This is a genomic window from Microbacterium marinum, from assembly GCF_014204835.1.
Taxonomy (GTDB): domain Bacteria; phylum Actinomycetota; class Actinomycetes; order Actinomycetales; family Microbacteriaceae; genus Microbacterium; species Microbacterium marinum.
This window is the reverse complement of sequence record NZ_JACHMD010000001.1, coordinates 1186671-1199068: the sequence shown is the minus strand read 5'-3', so window position 1 is coordinate 1199068 and position 12398 is coordinate 1186671. Positions and strand designations below refer to the sequence as shown.

The window sequence follows — 12398 nt, the reverse complement described above, 5'->3', positions numbered from 1 at the left end:
CGCACATGACTACAACTGGAAGAGGACACCTATGACGCAGAACTCACGCCGACGGTCGGGAAGCCGCCCGTTCGATGTCGGCCTCCGCAAGTCAGAACAAGAGGCACGCCAGAGGCGTCGTGATGCCGCTGAGGAAGCTCGCAACCGGACGCCTGAACAGCAAGCAACCTTCGAACGCCAGCTCTTGGAGGCTGCAGCGCTGATGCGCGAAGGGGCAAGCAAGAAGAAGCTCGCCGAACTGAGCCGGAAGTTCCAGCAGGAGCGTGACGCCGATGCGGCCGCCGCCTCGGAGTCGGATCTGAACGGAGAAGCTCCGCGGTAGCCCCGGCGCTACCGCCCCGGAGGCGAGGCCTTGGTTGCACCCTCCGCGTCTTCTCGCGCTCACGCTCTCATCTACGAAATGGCTGATCCCATTTCGAACTGATCCGCACGAGACGGCGCGACAGCTGCGCCATTCCAGCTTGCTCTTGATTTCACTTGTTGCAGATGCCTACAGTTATTTCACTTAGACGCTAACGCCCGTGGGAGGCACGATGTCCTCGGTCCTACCGGACGATATCCAAGCACTACATGATGCCCTGGAAGCTTCCCCGGGTGAGGTGACCGTGACGTTGAGTCTGAGTCGGACCAGCGCCGAGAAGGTCCTCGAGCTCCTCGAGGCTGAGCGCTCAACGGGAGCACTCGTCGTCGCGGTGAAGGATCTCTTCACCAGCACCGAAGCCGCCTCCATGCTGGGGATGTCTCGCCCGACATTGATGAAGATGGTCGACGCGGGGGTTGTAGAGCACGTGAAGGTCGGAAGCCATCGCAGAATCCCGATGAGGGCCATCGCGGAGGTTCAACGAGCCCGGGCTAGCGAGCACGAGCAGTCAATCGCGGCTGCGGAAGAGTTCCGGAGCAACATCTCGTTCGGTGGCAGCCAGTGACCGGGCCGCAGGACGAACTCCTTGATCCCCTTGAGTTCGTCGGCCCGGACGGACGGATGTTTGTCGATACCAACGTGTTCATGGAAACGCGTCCTGAGCTTCAGGGCGGACTGAAGGCTCTGATCCAGCGGTCCGCGGACAAGATCCTCGCTGGGGGCTCTGCCCTGGTCGTCCCGTCCAAGGTCCAGGACGAGCTCACGCGGAACCAGCACAAGCTCCTCCAGACCTACCCGGAACGCGCAGCCAAGGCCCGCAACGCGTTGGCGTTCCTCGCGAGTGCGTCGACCCAAGGGCTCATACGGAATGACCTTGGGCACGCCAGCAACCCGTACGCCGACGACCTCTTCCTCGATGTCTTCGAGCAGTTCGCGGATCGCTACGACATGTGTCTGCTGACATTCGACATCACCCCCAAGCTGCGTGTCCGACTCCTAGCCCAGCAGCTCAACCGACGCCTTGTCGCGGGGCACCCCACCCAGCACGGCGACATTGCAGTCGAATCCGCCGAGCTGCTGCTCCGAAAGGGCCACCAGAAACTCGAGCGCCTCGTTGCTGGAGGAGGCGACTCTCGCGAGATCAGCACCCTCCAGGAAGTGTTGCCCGAGTTCGCGAGGGCCTTTGCTCTCGTGAGCCCGGGCAGGGCCCGCACTGCGCCGCAGCGACCAAATCCTGACCTCCGCCCCGCCGCCGCGTTCGATGGTGCGGCGACACTGCAAGCGCCAGACACGCTGCTCCCTTTCACAAGCCTCCCGACCGAGGGGCACCACGTGACATGGAAGAGCACGGACAACAGTGGCGAGTACCTGCTCACCGCCCAGCTCGGGGAAGGAGGTGAAGGCACCGTCTTCGAAGTAGATAGCCACACAGTGGTGAAGATCTTCGACACGGACCACGTCACCGCCCATCGTCGCGCCAAGGTCGAGCTCCTCGTCAACAGCGGCTTCAACGTCGTCGGAGTGTGCGCGCCTACGGCGCTCGTTCTCAACGAGGCGGACGAGTTCGTCGGCTACGCCATGCCCCGCGCGGCAGGACGAGAACTTCAACGCACGCTGTTCAACCGCCGCAAGTTCGAACGAGAGTTCCCCTCCTGGAAAAAGGCCGACCTGGTCGACATCTGCCTCTCGTTTCTCCGAAAGGTGGAGTACCTGCACTCCAAGAACGTCCTGCTCGGCGACATCAACCCGAAGAACGTCATGGTCGACGAAAACAAGCACGTCTCGCTCATCGACGCAGACTCGTGGCAGATCAACGGCTACCCCTGTCCAGTTGGAACACCGATGTTCACGTCGCCTCGAATGCTCGGCACCGCGTACTCCGAGGACCTGCGCACGCCACAAGACGAGCTGTACGCCGTGGCCACCATGCTGTTCATGATCATCATGACCGGCCAGTTTCCATACATTCGCAAGGGGACAGACGGCAACATCGTCGAGCTGATCAAAGAAGGCAACTTCGCGTTTCAGTACGGCAGTCGGAACAACAAGGATCAGCCAGACGGGGACTGGAAGTACATGTGGAGCCACATCCACAAACCCGTCAAGGACCTGTTCTGGCACACCTTCCACAACGAGGGACAGCGGCACGCCCAGCGCCCCACGGTCATCGAATGGATCGAAGCATTCCAGGGCTATCGACGATTCCTCGATGACCCGAGGCTCAACTTCGACCCGATGTCGAACGATCTCTACCCGATTCGGCCAAGAGCCTTCAGGCCGGACACGCCTATCCTCGACTGCGGCGAGTGCGCGCGGAAGCACGCCATTGCAGGCATCTGGGACGACTCGGAGCGCGAATACCACCTGCCCCAGCAATGCCTGAAGTGTCGCGATGCACGCCGCGCCACCATCGCACAGCACCCCAGTTCTCCGGTCGCTCGCACAGCGACACCAGCGACGGCCGCCTGCAAAGACTGCCACGCGACATTCCCGCGCGCTCAAATGCAGCACGGTCGATGCTCAAGCTGCTCGGCGAAAGCAACGGCCCTCGACGCAAGCCGAATCTGCAGCGACTGTCTGTGGCCGTTCATCACCAACGAGCACGTTGCCTGGTTCGTCAGCCGAGGACTCAACGTCCCGAAGACGCACGCCGGCGCCAAGAAGACGTGCCCGCCCAGACGGAACTACAGCTCGCCGCCGCGTCCGGCCGGTGCGCGAGTCAAGGCCGGCCCGACACCGGTCAAGCTCGGGTTCTGGGCTCGACTCAAGAACTTCTTCAACAACTAGACGCTCTCGCTGGCGGCCTTTCGGCTCGCCTTCACTCCCACGAAAGGATTCCGCATGGCATCGCTCAACATCGCCGCTGGCGATCTCGTCGACAACCCAACACCTCGGGTTCCCGTGTCACTCTGCTTGGACACGAGCAGTTCGATGGCTGGATCGCCCATCGAGGAGCTCGTGCGAGGAATCAACCTGTTCTACGACGCCATCGACGAGGACGACGACGCCCACGACTCTGCGGAGATCAACATCGTCGAGTTCAACTCGTTGGCCGCCGTCGTTCATGACTTCGCGAACATCGAGCGCCTGCAACGAGTATCAGCGATGAACGCGAGAGGCACCACAGCCATGGGCGCGGGGGTGAATCTCGCCCTCGACACGCTCGACGCTCGAAAGGCAACTTATTCGGCGAGCGGCGTCCTTTACTACCAACCATGGCTTGTGTTGATGACCGACGGGGCGCCCACCGACGACATCAACGGCGCCGCGAAGCGCGTCGGTGACATGGTCAGCGCAGGGAAGCTCACGGTGTTTCCCATCGGCATCGGCGGCGCCGACATGAGCACCCTTGCCCGATTCAGCCCCAACCGCCCACCTCTACGACTCGAAGGGCTCAAGTTCAAAGAGTTCTTCGAGTGGCTCTCTAAGTCTGTGGCGCGTGTATCGCGGTCGACGCCAGGAGACCGCGTCAAGCTCGACCTCGAAGGCCTCGCCGGCTGGGCGGAGCTCTAGTTGTTCAAGGAGTTCCACCACCATGTGAGAGGGCTCAGCCACGTGCGCGAGGGCACCCCCGGCCAAGACCGGACCGGCTACCGTTCACAACGCGGTGTTCAAGCCCTGTGCCTCGCCGACGGCGCTGGTTCTGCGACTCACTCCGACATCGGCGCTCAAGCCGTGGTCGATGCCGGATGCTCCCTCCTAGTCGAGAACTTCGAAACGTTCGCATCCGAAGCGGACGGCGCGGGCGTCAAACAACATCTTCTTCACACGCTGCGGAACAAGCTCGAACAGGTCGCCTCCCGTCATGACGTCGAGCCCGGCGCGCTCGCATGCACGTTTCTGTGCGTTGCCGTCTCCGCCGAACAGTTCATCGGAGCGCACATCGGAGACGGTGTCATCGGCTACCAGAAGGACGGCGCCCTCCGGGTCGTATCCCGGCCCGACAACGGCGAGTTCGCTAACCGGACGACGTTCGTCACCTCACCTGACGCCGCAAGCTCGATGCGACTGTTCCGCGGACAACTGACAGGGATCTCCGGCTTCGTCTTGATGAGCGACGGAGCGGGCGAAAGCCTCTACAACCCTCGCACCGGTGAGCTGGCACCCGCCTGCGCGAAGCTCATCACATCGGTCGGCCTCGCCTCCGGGCACCGCAAGAACTCGGCCCATCGAAAGCGCCTGCGCCGTTTCACTGAGGTCCCCCTCCGCAACGCGACTCGGGACGACTGCGCGGTCGCGATCTTCGGTCGCTGAGCGACGATCATCGACGAGCACGAGCGATGCAACGACGAGTCACGTGCCGAAGACCACAAATCGCGATGCCATCGGCGCTCAGCCTTCGTCGTCCTCGTCGCCCTCGATCTTGCCCATACCGTCGCAAGCTGGGCACTGGAGCGCCCCGATGTAACCTGACCTGCGCAGTGGTCGCACTCGTACAAGTACTCATCTGGAGCATCATCGGCATCGACGCGCTTCATCAGTTATCTACCTCGACGACTTCGTAGCCGGGATCATCATCCGGGTCGTCTTCGTCGTAGTCGCCTGGGTTGGAAAGATGCAGAACCTCGGCGCCGGCGTGATAGTTGTCGATCTCGTTCGCAGCGTGTGCCTCGGCCTCCTGCTCAGTCTCGAACACCTCGTCGTCTTCGTCGCCGTCGTCCCACACCACTTTGAATCCCATGAACGTCTCCTCGAGTTCGAACTCCGCTGTACGACACTCGCCGCGAAGCTGACGAGCTGTCAAGCGCATCGCGTTGTTGCAGCGCAGAACAGCATCCACCGCGACGCGCGTAACCCAGGTGCAGGTCGCGGGCGCCGAACCGGATGGCAGCGGGATGTCCAGGCGAAAGTAGAGGATTACCGTCGAGTCCGTGGAGGATTGACCCCGTGACACCCGCTCAAGACCCCCGGAATCACGCGGCAGAACAGGTTCCGCGTACAAACCCACGGCGTACGGAAAGGCCCGAATCTCAGCGAGATCCGGGCCTTCGTCGTCAGTGCTCGCCGCCGACGAGCTTGAGCCCGACGATGCAGGCGACGAGCCCGAGCAGGAGCAGGACCTTCACCAGCGACACCGACTCCGTCCCGGACGCCATCCCGTAGGTGACGGTCAGCGCGGCGCCGATGCCCACCCAGACGGCGTACCCCGTGCCGGTGGGGATCTCGCGCAACGCGAAGGCCAGACCGCCCATGCTCGCCACGAGCGCGACGCCGAACACGACGGTCGGCCAGAGCTTGGTGAACCCCTCGGACTTGCCGAGGGCGGTCGCCCACACGGCTTCGAGGACACCGGAGACGACGAGAATGATCCACGACAACATGACTGTGCTCCCTGGCCAGTCTTGTCGCTCACCGGGTACTGAACCGTCGTCCGGGGGTCCGGTCGGGACCCGTCTCGATCGTATCCGCGCCTCTCGGGCAACGCTTGAGCAGAACGTCGCGGGCAGCGGGATCATCCCGGAGGATGACGGACATCGTCCGCCCGGCCGACGCGGGCAGAGGATGCCGATCCGTAGCGTCGGATCATGGTCACCGCGCACACGTTCGTCCACCCCCGCCGTTCCGCCGCGGCATCCTCCGGCTCGGCTGCCCTGCTGTCGATCCTGGGGAGCATCGTCGCCATCGGGGTGGTAGCCGCCGGCCTCCTGGTCGTCCCGGCTGCGGCGCTCCTGATCTTCGGACCGGCCCTCCTCGCTGCGTTCTGAGCGCCCCTACAGTTCGACGGACGCGTTGCGTCCGTCGTAGGTGTCGCCGGTGAGTTTCGCCTTCACGTAGCCGATCAGGGAGGCGACGGCACCACCCGCACTGCTCCAGTACTCGCCCGAGACCGCGTTGATCTTCAACAGCGTGACGTTCGGGTCGGTCGGGCCGTCGGGGAACCAGGCGTCGAGTGCGGGCGACCAGTACTGCCGGAGGCGACCCCGGTCGTCGACGACCTCGGCATCCCCCGCCAACGACACCCAGGCGTCGTTCGAGGTCAGAGCGACGCCCACGCCGGGGCGCACGGCGGTCTCGGCCACCACGGACGACTCGCGGCTGACCACGAACCACAGATCACCGTCGAACTCGTGCTCCTGCACGGTCAGCGGCCGCGATGTCAGCTTCCCCTCGGCGTCGACCGTCGTCACCATCGCGAAGCGGAACTTCGGGAGGAGATCGGCGAGGGTCTTGCGGGCGTCATCGGCGGTGGTCATGGGGTCTCCTTCGGTCGAGGAGTCCACGCTCCCACGGCCGTGCCGGCGGCGGCTGCCCCTTGACAGACGCCGCCGGCGCGGAGGTCGGATCAGCCCCCGGAGGGGTTGTCGACGGGCGCACCGTTCTCATCGGTGGTGAGGTCCTGATCCTCGGGGGCGCCCCCCGAGGCGGTGTCGGCCTCCACCTCCTGGTTCGGCTCGCCCTGGGTGTTCTGGGGCGGATCGCTCCGCTGCGGGTCGCTCGTGTCGCTCATCTGACCGTTCCCTTCGCTCATCGCTCGGACGGGTGTCCGAGTTCGCGACGGTACGCGCGAGGCATCGCTGTCGCGGACCCCCTTGACACCTTGGGTCAGGGCGCCGGGACGAGGAAGACCGCGTCCAGCAGTCCCGGGTTGTGAGCATGCACGAGCACTCCGAACACGACGGCGTCGAAGAGGAGATGGACGGTGACGACGTAGGCGAGCGACCGGGTGCGCAGGAAGATCACGGCCTGCAGCAGCGCGAAGGGGATGGTCAGCACCGGCCCCCACGCGCGGTAGCCGAGCTCCCACAGGAACGACACGAAGACGACCGCCTGCAGCACGTTCGAGGTGGCATCCGCGAAGTGCCGGCGCAGGAGGGCGAAGCACGTGCAGATGAAGAAGAGTTCGTCCCAGATCCCGACCGCACCGACGCCCACGAACAGTCGGGCGATGAGGTCGGGGGTGTCGACGACGGGCCAGTTCTCGTAGACACCCGAGGTGATGAAGTAGAACGGCAGGATCAGCCACCCCAGCACGAGCACCGCGGCCAGCCAGATCCATTGCCACGTCTTCCAGCTCCCCCCACCGCGCCAGGGGAACCGGATCGCGTGGTCCCGGTAGACGAACCTCGACACGAGGTAGGGGACGAGCACCGCTCCGCCGAGGGCGAGTGTGAATCGCACCATCGCGGCGTTGTCGAGCTCGGCTTTCAGCGGCACCGCGCTGACGATGAGCAGCCCGATCGCGATGAGCGACAGGTCGCGCGTCAGGCTCGGCCGACGGGCCACGCCGACGACCGCCGCCGTGTCGAGGCGGGCCCCGGCGGCGACGACCGCACCCGGCTCTCGCCGACGGTCGACGAACACGGCCAGAACGAGACCCACGGTAAGAAGCAGCCATCCCAGCCACGGCGTCAGCAGCACGAAGAACGCCGGCGCGGCAAGGCACACCAGGAGCGCCGGAAGGACGCCGATCGACAGCGTCGGCCGATCCGTCGCGGCGCCCGCCACGGTCAGGCGTCCCGGGGTCGGCGTCGGTAGGCGAGGTCTCGGATGTCGCGGCCCTTCGCGATGCCCTTCCGCTCGAAGGCGGTCATCGTGCGCCCGTCGAACCGCGGTGCCCACTCCCCCTCGAAGACGGGAGCGAACTCGGCGGCATCGGCCATGACCTCGCGCATCTGCAGCGCGTAGTCCTCCCAGTCGGTCGCCAGACGCAGGATGCCGCCGTCGCGGAGGGCCCGGGCGACGATCGGCGGGAACGACGGCGCGACGAGGCGGCGCTTGTTGTGCTTCGCCTTGTGCCAGGGGTCGGGGAAGAAGATCCAGACCTCGTCGACGGATGCCGCGGGCAGCAGGTGCTCGAGCACTTCTGGCGCGTTCGCCTCGACGAGTCGGAGGTTCCGCGCACCGGCACGGTCGGCGTCGAGCATGGTGCGCGCGAGACCGGCCCGGAAGACCTCGACGGCGATGAAGTCGGTGTCCGGATCCGACGACGCCGCGTGGACGATCGCGTGACCCTGCCCCGACCCGACCTCGACGACGAGCCGAGCGGCACGACCGAAGACCTCGACCGGGTCGATGTGCGATCCCGGCAGGATGCTCGTGGCCGCGGCATCCCGCTCGACCGGCAGCACGTAGTGCGGACCGAGCTCGTTCCAGGCACGTTCCTGACCGTCGCTCATGCGACCGCTGCGGCGGACGAACGACACCGGCTTGTCGCGGTAGCGCGGCGGTGAATCGGGGGTGTCGGACACGCCTCCAGCGTATCCGGCGGCCGGGTGACTCTCGGGTGCGGGACCCTTCCTGCGGCCGGTCACGAGGTCACGAAATCGATGAGCTCCTCGACGCGGCCGAGGAGGGCCGGGTCGAGGTCGCGGTAGGTCTTCACCGAGGCGAGGATCCGCTGCCAGTTGCGGGCGATGTCGACGTGGTCGTCGGCGGGCCAGCCGAGCGCACGGCTGACACCCGTCTTCCAGTCCACGCCGCGGGGGACGTTCGGCCACGCTGCGATGCCGAGCGTCGCCGGACGGACGCACTGCCACACGTCGATGTGCGGGTGCCCGACGATCTTCAGGTGGCGGCCGTGGGGACCGCGGCGGATCTGCTCCGCGATGCGGGTCTCCTTCGACCCCGGGACGAGGTGGTCGACGAGCACGCCGTACCGTCGCTCCGCGGTCGGCGGCTCCGCGGCGAGGAGGTCTTCGAGCAGATCCAGACCCTGCAGGAACTCCACGACGACGCCCTCGGCGCGGAGGTCATCGCCCCACACCTTTTCCACGAGCTCGGCGTCGTGCTTGCCCTCGACGAGGATGCGCGACGCACGCGCCACGCGCGCGCGGCTCGGTCCGGCGGCGAATGACCCCGAGGCGGTGCGGGTGCGCCCTGCCGGCGCTTCTGCGGCGGGCACGACGAGCTCCACCGGCGCTCCGTCCACGAGGAAGCCGCGCCCCAGCGGGAACAGACGCACCCGGCCGTGGCGGTCTTCGAGCTCGACGTGACCCGACTCGATCCGGGTCACCGCGCCCACATAGTCATCGCCGGCCACCTCGACGACGAGGTCGCGGCGCGCTTCCACCCGAGCGACCTGCTTCCGCCCCGCGTTCCGCCAGCCCGCAGCGAGCACGTCCGTTCCGTACCGATCGTCCATGGCACCTCCGAACCGGTGAGCCTAGGTCACGAACACATGGCGAACGCACAGGCGCACCGCACGGATGCCGCTATCGAGACATGCAGGTCGCGGCATAGACTCGCGACGGGCGGCATCTTCCGCGCCCGGAGGAGGGAACCGATGCGATCTCGACGGCTGCCGGCGCTCGCGGCGGCGCTCCTGATCGGGCTCGGCACGCTGCTCCCGGCCTCCCCCGCCACCGCGGTCGACCCGGTGGACCTCGACTCCGATCAGGTGCTCGACGACGCCGGTGTGCTCTCCGACGCGCAAGAGGACGCGATCAACGCGCGCCTCGACGCTCTGGCCGACGATGCCGGTGTCGGGCTGTGGGTCGTCTACGTCACCGACTTCGGCGAGTCCTCGGCTGAGGACTGGGCGAACGCGACCGCCGAGCGCGGCGGCCTCGGCCCGAATCAGTACCTGCTCGCCGTCGCCACCGAAGCCCGATCGTTCTACCTGTCCGCCGATTCCTCCGGCCCCATCTCGGAGACCCGCATCGCCGCGATCGAGCAGGAAGACGTCTACCCCGTCCTCGCCGAGGACGACTGGCAGGGCGCCGCGATCGCCGCGGCGGACGGCCTGCAGGAGGCCCGGAGTGGCGGAGGCCTGGGAGGCGGATTCTGGGTCGTGGTGATCGTGGGCGCGGCGTTGGCGGCCCTGCTGATCTGGGCCCTGCTGCGGCGCCGGCGGCGGGCGGCCGAGCCTTCCACGCCCGCGCAGGTTCCGCTGGAGGAGCTCGAGCGGAACGCGGCATCCGCTCTGGTCCGCACCGACGACGCCCTCACCGCGAGCCGGCAGGAGCTCGGGTTCGCGAAAGCGGAATTCGGGGATGCCGCCGCCGCCGAGTTCGAACAGGCCGTCGCGGATGCGCGCGCGTCCCTCGACCGGGCGTTCGGGCTGAAGCAGAAGCTCGACGACGAGGTGCCCGACAGCGCCGACCAGCAGCGCGCCTGGTACGCGGAGATCGTGCAGCTATGCGAAGCCGCGGACGCGGCTCTGGACGAGAAGGCCGACGCGTTCGACCGACTCCGCGACCTCTCCCAGAACGCCCCCGAGGCTCTGGGCCGGGTGCAGCAGCAGCACGCCGCGGCCACCGCCCAGGTGGACGACGCCGCCGCCCGGCTGACCGAGCTGCGGGGCACCTACGCGGAGGGCGCTCTCGCCACGATCCACGACAACCCCGACCAGGCTCTCGCGCGCCTGCGCTTCGCCGGCGAGCAGCTCGCTGTCGCACAGCGGGCGGTGCAGAGCGGCGACGGACCCGCGGCAGCGGTGGCCATCCGCGCCGCCGAGCAGGCGGTCGAACAGGCCACCCGCCTCGAGGACGCCGTCGAGACCGTGGGCGCCGACCTCGCGGCCGCCGAGCGCAGCGCGGCGGCCCTGCTCGCCGAACTCGACGGCGACCTGGCCGCAGCGGCGGCCACGGACGATCCGGACGGGCGGCTCGCCCCGATCATCGCGGCCACCCGCCAGCAGGTGGGTGCCGCTCGCACCGCGCTGGAGGGATCAGCTCGCGACCCGAAGACGGCGCTGGGGCTGCTCGAGAAGGCGAACTCCGAGATCGACTCCGCGCTCGGGAGCATCCGCGACGCGCAGCAGCGCGCCGATCGGGCCCGCACCGTCCTCGCCCAGACGCTCCTGCAGGCCAAAGCCCAGGTGTCTGCCGCCGAGGATTTCATCTCGTCGCGGCGCGGCGCCGTCGGCGCGACCGCGCGCACCCGGCTCGCCGAAGCGGGCGCGACCCTCGTGCAGGCCACACAGCTCGAGCAGACCGATCCCGAACGCGCCCTGACACTCGCTCAGCGGGCGGGCGCGCTCGCCTCGCAGGCCACTCAGCACGCCCAGCAGGACGTCGGTGCGTTCTCCGCTGGCGGAAACGGTGGCGGCGGTGGAGACTTCGGCGGCATGCTGGGCGGGATCATCCTCGGTTCACTGCTCAACGGCGGCGGCGGGGGCGGCGGATTCGGTGGCGGATTCGGCGGCTCACGCGGACGCAGCAGTGGCGGATTCGGGGGCGGACGACGCAGCAGCGGGTTCGGCGGCGGGCGCAGCAGCGGCGGCTCCCGATCCCGGCGAGGAGGCGGTCGCTTCTGATCTTCCGTCGCCGCAGACCCTCCCCTCCCACGACCTCACCCTCAACCTCGGGACTCCCCGTCAGGAAAGGAAACACGATGGCAAAGCAGTCCATCTTCGGCCGCATCTCGACCCTGGTGAAGGCGAACATCAACGCCCTGCTGGATTCCGCCGAAGACCCGCAGAAGATGCTCGACCAGCTCGTCCGCGACTACACGAACAACATCGCGGACGCCGAAGCGGCCATCGCCGAGACGATCGGCAACCTCCGCCTCCTCGAGCGTGACCACGACGAGGACGTGAAGGCCGCCGCCGAATGGGGCAACAAGGCCATCGCGGCCAGCCGGAAGGCGGACGAACTCCGCGGCGCCGGCAACAGCACCGATGCCGACAAGTTCGACAACCTCGCGAAGATCGCCCTCCAGCGTCAGATCAGCGAGGAGAACGAGGCCCGCGCCATCGCCCCCTCGATCGCCGCGCAGACCGAGGTCGTCGAGAAGCTGAAGGACGGCCTCAACGGCATGAAGCAGAAGCTCGACCAGCTTCGCTCGAAGCGTTCCGAGCTGCTGGCGCGCGCCAAGACCGCCGAGGCGCAGAACAAGGTCCACGATGCCGTCAAGTCGATCGACGTACTCGACCCTACGAGCGAGCTCGGCCGTTTCGAGGACAAGGTCCGCCGTCAGGAGGCACTCGCCGCCGGCAAGGCCGAGATCGCGGCATCCTCGATCGACGCGCAGTTCAACCAGCTCGAGGACATCGGCGAGCTCACCGAGGTCGAGGCGCGCCTGGCCGCCCTCAAGACCGGTGGCAACGCCGGCGCGATCGAGCAGTAAGCGGTACCGCCGCGCGGCGCCGGACCCC

The 12398-nt window shown here is 67.2% G+C and carries 15 protein-coding genes and 1 riboswitch; of the genes, 8 read left to right on the top strand and 7 right to left on the bottom strand.

Annotation, left to right across the window (positions count from 1 at the left end; all coding sequences use genetic code 11):
• Nucleotides 1-31: 31 nt before the first annotated feature.
• The 5 genes from BKA24_RS05745 (at nt 32) to BKA24_RS05725 (ending at nt 4615) form a co-directional block, all read left to right on the top strand.
• Nucleotides 32-322 carry a hypothetical protein gene (locus BKA24_RS05745; RefSeq protein WP_184216037.1) on the top strand — a complete coding sequence of 97 codons (291 nt, stop codon included), beginning with the start codon at nt 32-34 and terminating at the stop codon, nt 320-322.
• A gap of 199 nt (nt 323-521) precedes the next feature.
• Nucleotides 522-926, top strand: a complete 405-nt coding sequence (locus tag BKA24_RS05740) for a helix-turn-helix domain-containing protein (protein WP_343065954.1) — start codon at nt 522-524, stop codon at nt 924-926.
• Nucleotides 923-3148, top strand: a complete 2226-nt coding sequence (locus tag BKA24_RS05735) for a protein kinase domain-containing protein (RefSeq protein WP_184216035.1) — start codon at nt 923-925, stop codon at nt 3146-3148. The genes BKA24_RS05740 and BKA24_RS05735 overlap by 4 nt, the downstream gene beginning before the upstream one ends.
• A 54-nt stretch (nt 3149-3202) precedes the next feature.
• Nucleotides 3203-3874 (top strand): vWA domain-containing protein, encoded by a 672-nt coding sequence (locus BKA24_RS05730; protein WP_184216033.1) that lies wholly within the window; start codon nt 3203-3205, stop codon nt 3872-3874.
• 24 nt (nt 3875-3898) lie between these two features.
• Complete coding sequence (locus tag BKA24_RS05725) at nt 3899-4615, top strand: PP2C family serine/threonine-protein phosphatase (protein ID WP_343065953.1); 717 nt, start codon at nt 3899-3901, stop codon at nt 4613-4615.
• Nucleotides 4616-4838: 223 nt separating this feature from the next.
• Here BKA24_RS05725 and BKA24_RS05720 read toward each other — a convergent pair whose 3' ends face one another.
• Together BKA24_RS05720 and BKA24_RS05715 are read right to left on the bottom strand one after the other, a co-directional pair.
• The gene (locus BKA24_RS05720) at nt 4839-5141 is read right to left on the bottom strand and encodes a hypothetical protein (RefSeq protein WP_184216029.1); all 303 of its coding nucleotides are present in this window, start codon (nt 5139-5141) and stop codon (nt 4839-4841) included.
• A 214-nt stretch (nt 5142-5355) separates the two neighbouring features.
• On the bottom strand, nt 5356-5679 hold the full coding sequence (locus tag BKA24_RS05715) for a DMT family transporter (RefSeq protein ID WP_221417485.1): 324 nt from the start codon (nt 5677-5679) through the stop codon (nt 5356-5358).
• 13 nt (nt 5680-5692) lie between these two features.
• Nucleotides 5693-5756: riboswitch (guanidine-III (ykkC-III) riboswitch) on the bottom strand.
• Nucleotides 5757-5886: 130 nt separating this feature from the next.
• On the opposite strand from BKA24_RS05715, the gene BKA24_RS05710 reads away from it, so the two are divergent.
• Nucleotides 5887-6066: a hypothetical protein gene (locus BKA24_RS05710; protein ID WP_184216025.1), complete on the top strand. Its 180-nt coding sequence runs from the start codon at nt 5887-5889 to the stop codon at nt 6064-6066.
• 6 nt (nt 6067-6072) lie between these two features.
• Here the strand turns inward: BKA24_RS05710 and BKA24_RS05705 are convergent, their stop codons facing one another.
• The 5 genes from BKA24_RS05705 to BKA24_RS05685 all read right to left on the bottom strand — a co-directional run bounded on the left by BKA24_RS05705 (nt 6073) and on the right by BKA24_RS05685 (nt 9443).
• Nucleotides 6073-6555, bottom strand: a complete 483-nt coding sequence (locus tag BKA24_RS05705; protein WP_184216023.1) for a pyridoxamine 5'-phosphate oxidase family protein — start codon at nt 6553-6555, stop codon at nt 6073-6075.
• Nucleotides 6556-6644: 89 nt separating this feature from the next.
• The gene (locus BKA24_RS05700; protein ID WP_184216021.1) at nt 6645-6809 is read right to left on the bottom strand and encodes a hypothetical protein; all 165 of its coding nucleotides are present in this window, start codon (nt 6807-6809) and stop codon (nt 6645-6647) included.
• A 95-nt stretch (nt 6810-6904) separates the two neighbouring features.
• Entirely contained in the window at nt 6905-7807 is a 903-nt protein-coding gene (locus BKA24_RS05695; protein ID WP_425488706.1) for a CPBP family intramembrane glutamic endopeptidase, read from the bottom strand.
• Between the two features lie 2 nt (nt 7808-7809).
• Nucleotides 7810-8478 (bottom strand): tRNA (guanosine(46)-N7)-methyltransferase TrmB, encoded by a 669-nt coding sequence (trmB, locus tag BKA24_RS05690; protein WP_221417484.1) that lies wholly within the window; start codon nt 8476-8478, stop codon nt 7810-7812.
• 131 nt (nt 8479-8609) lie between these two features.
• Nucleotides 8610-9443 (bottom strand): DUF3097 family protein, encoded by an 834-nt coding sequence (locus BKA24_RS05685; protein ID WP_184216017.1) that lies wholly within the window; start codon nt 9441-9443, stop codon nt 8610-8612.
• Between the two features lie 141 nt (nt 9444-9584).
• Here BKA24_RS05685 and BKA24_RS05680 point away from each other — a divergent pair, with 141 nt between their 5' ends.
• Nucleotides 9585-11558 carry a TPM domain-containing protein gene (locus BKA24_RS05680; RefSeq protein ID WP_184216015.1) on the top strand — a complete coding sequence of 658 codons (1974 nt, stop codon included), beginning with the start codon at nt 9585-9587 and terminating at the stop codon, nt 11556-11558.
• 77 nt (nt 11559-11635) lie between these two features.
• Nucleotides 11636-12370 carry a PspA/IM30 family protein gene (locus tag BKA24_RS05675; RefSeq protein WP_184216013.1) on the top strand — a complete coding sequence of 245 codons (735 nt, stop codon included), beginning with the start codon at nt 11636-11638 and terminating at the stop codon, nt 12368-12370.
• The last annotated feature ends 28 nt before the right edge of the window (nt 12371-12398 follow it).

Bases quoted from the DNA above. Each gene is read 5' to 3' on its own strand.
- BKA24_RS05710 (WP_184216025.1), top strand. From the start codon at position 5,887: ATGGTCACCGCGCACACGTTCGTCCACCCCCGCCGTTCCGCCGCGGCA.
- trmB (WP_221417484.1), bottom strand. From the start codon at position 8,478: ATGAGCGACGGTCAGGAACGTGCCTGGAACGAGCTCGGTCCGCACTAC.
- BKA24_RS05700 (WP_184216021.1), bottom strand. From the start codon at position 6,809: ATGAGCGACACGAGCGACCCGCAGCGGAGCGATCCGCCCCAGAACACC.
- BKA24_RS05675 (WP_184216013.1), top strand. From the start codon at position 11,636: ATGGCAAAGCAGTCCATCTTCGGCCGCATCTCGACCCTGGTGAAGGCG.
- BKA24_RS05745 (WP_184216037.1), top strand. From the start codon at position 32: ATGACGCAGAACTCACGCCGACGGTCGGGAAGCCGCCCGTTCGATGTC.
- BKA24_RS05705 (WP_184216023.1), bottom strand. From the start codon at position 6,555: ATGACCACCGCCGATGACGCCCGCAAGACCCTCGCCGATCTCCTCCCG.
- BKA24_RS05680 (WP_184216015.1), top strand. From the start codon at position 9,585: ATGCGATCTCGACGGCTGCCGGCGCTCGCGGCGGCGCTCCTGATCGGG.
- BKA24_RS05730 (WP_184216033.1), top strand. From the start codon at position 3,203: ATGGCATCGCTCAACATCGCCGCTGGCGATCTCGTCGACAACCCAACA.
- BKA24_RS05685 (WP_184216017.1), bottom strand. From the start codon at position 9,443: ATGGACGATCGGTACGGAACGGACGTGCTCGCTGCGGGCTGGCGGAAC.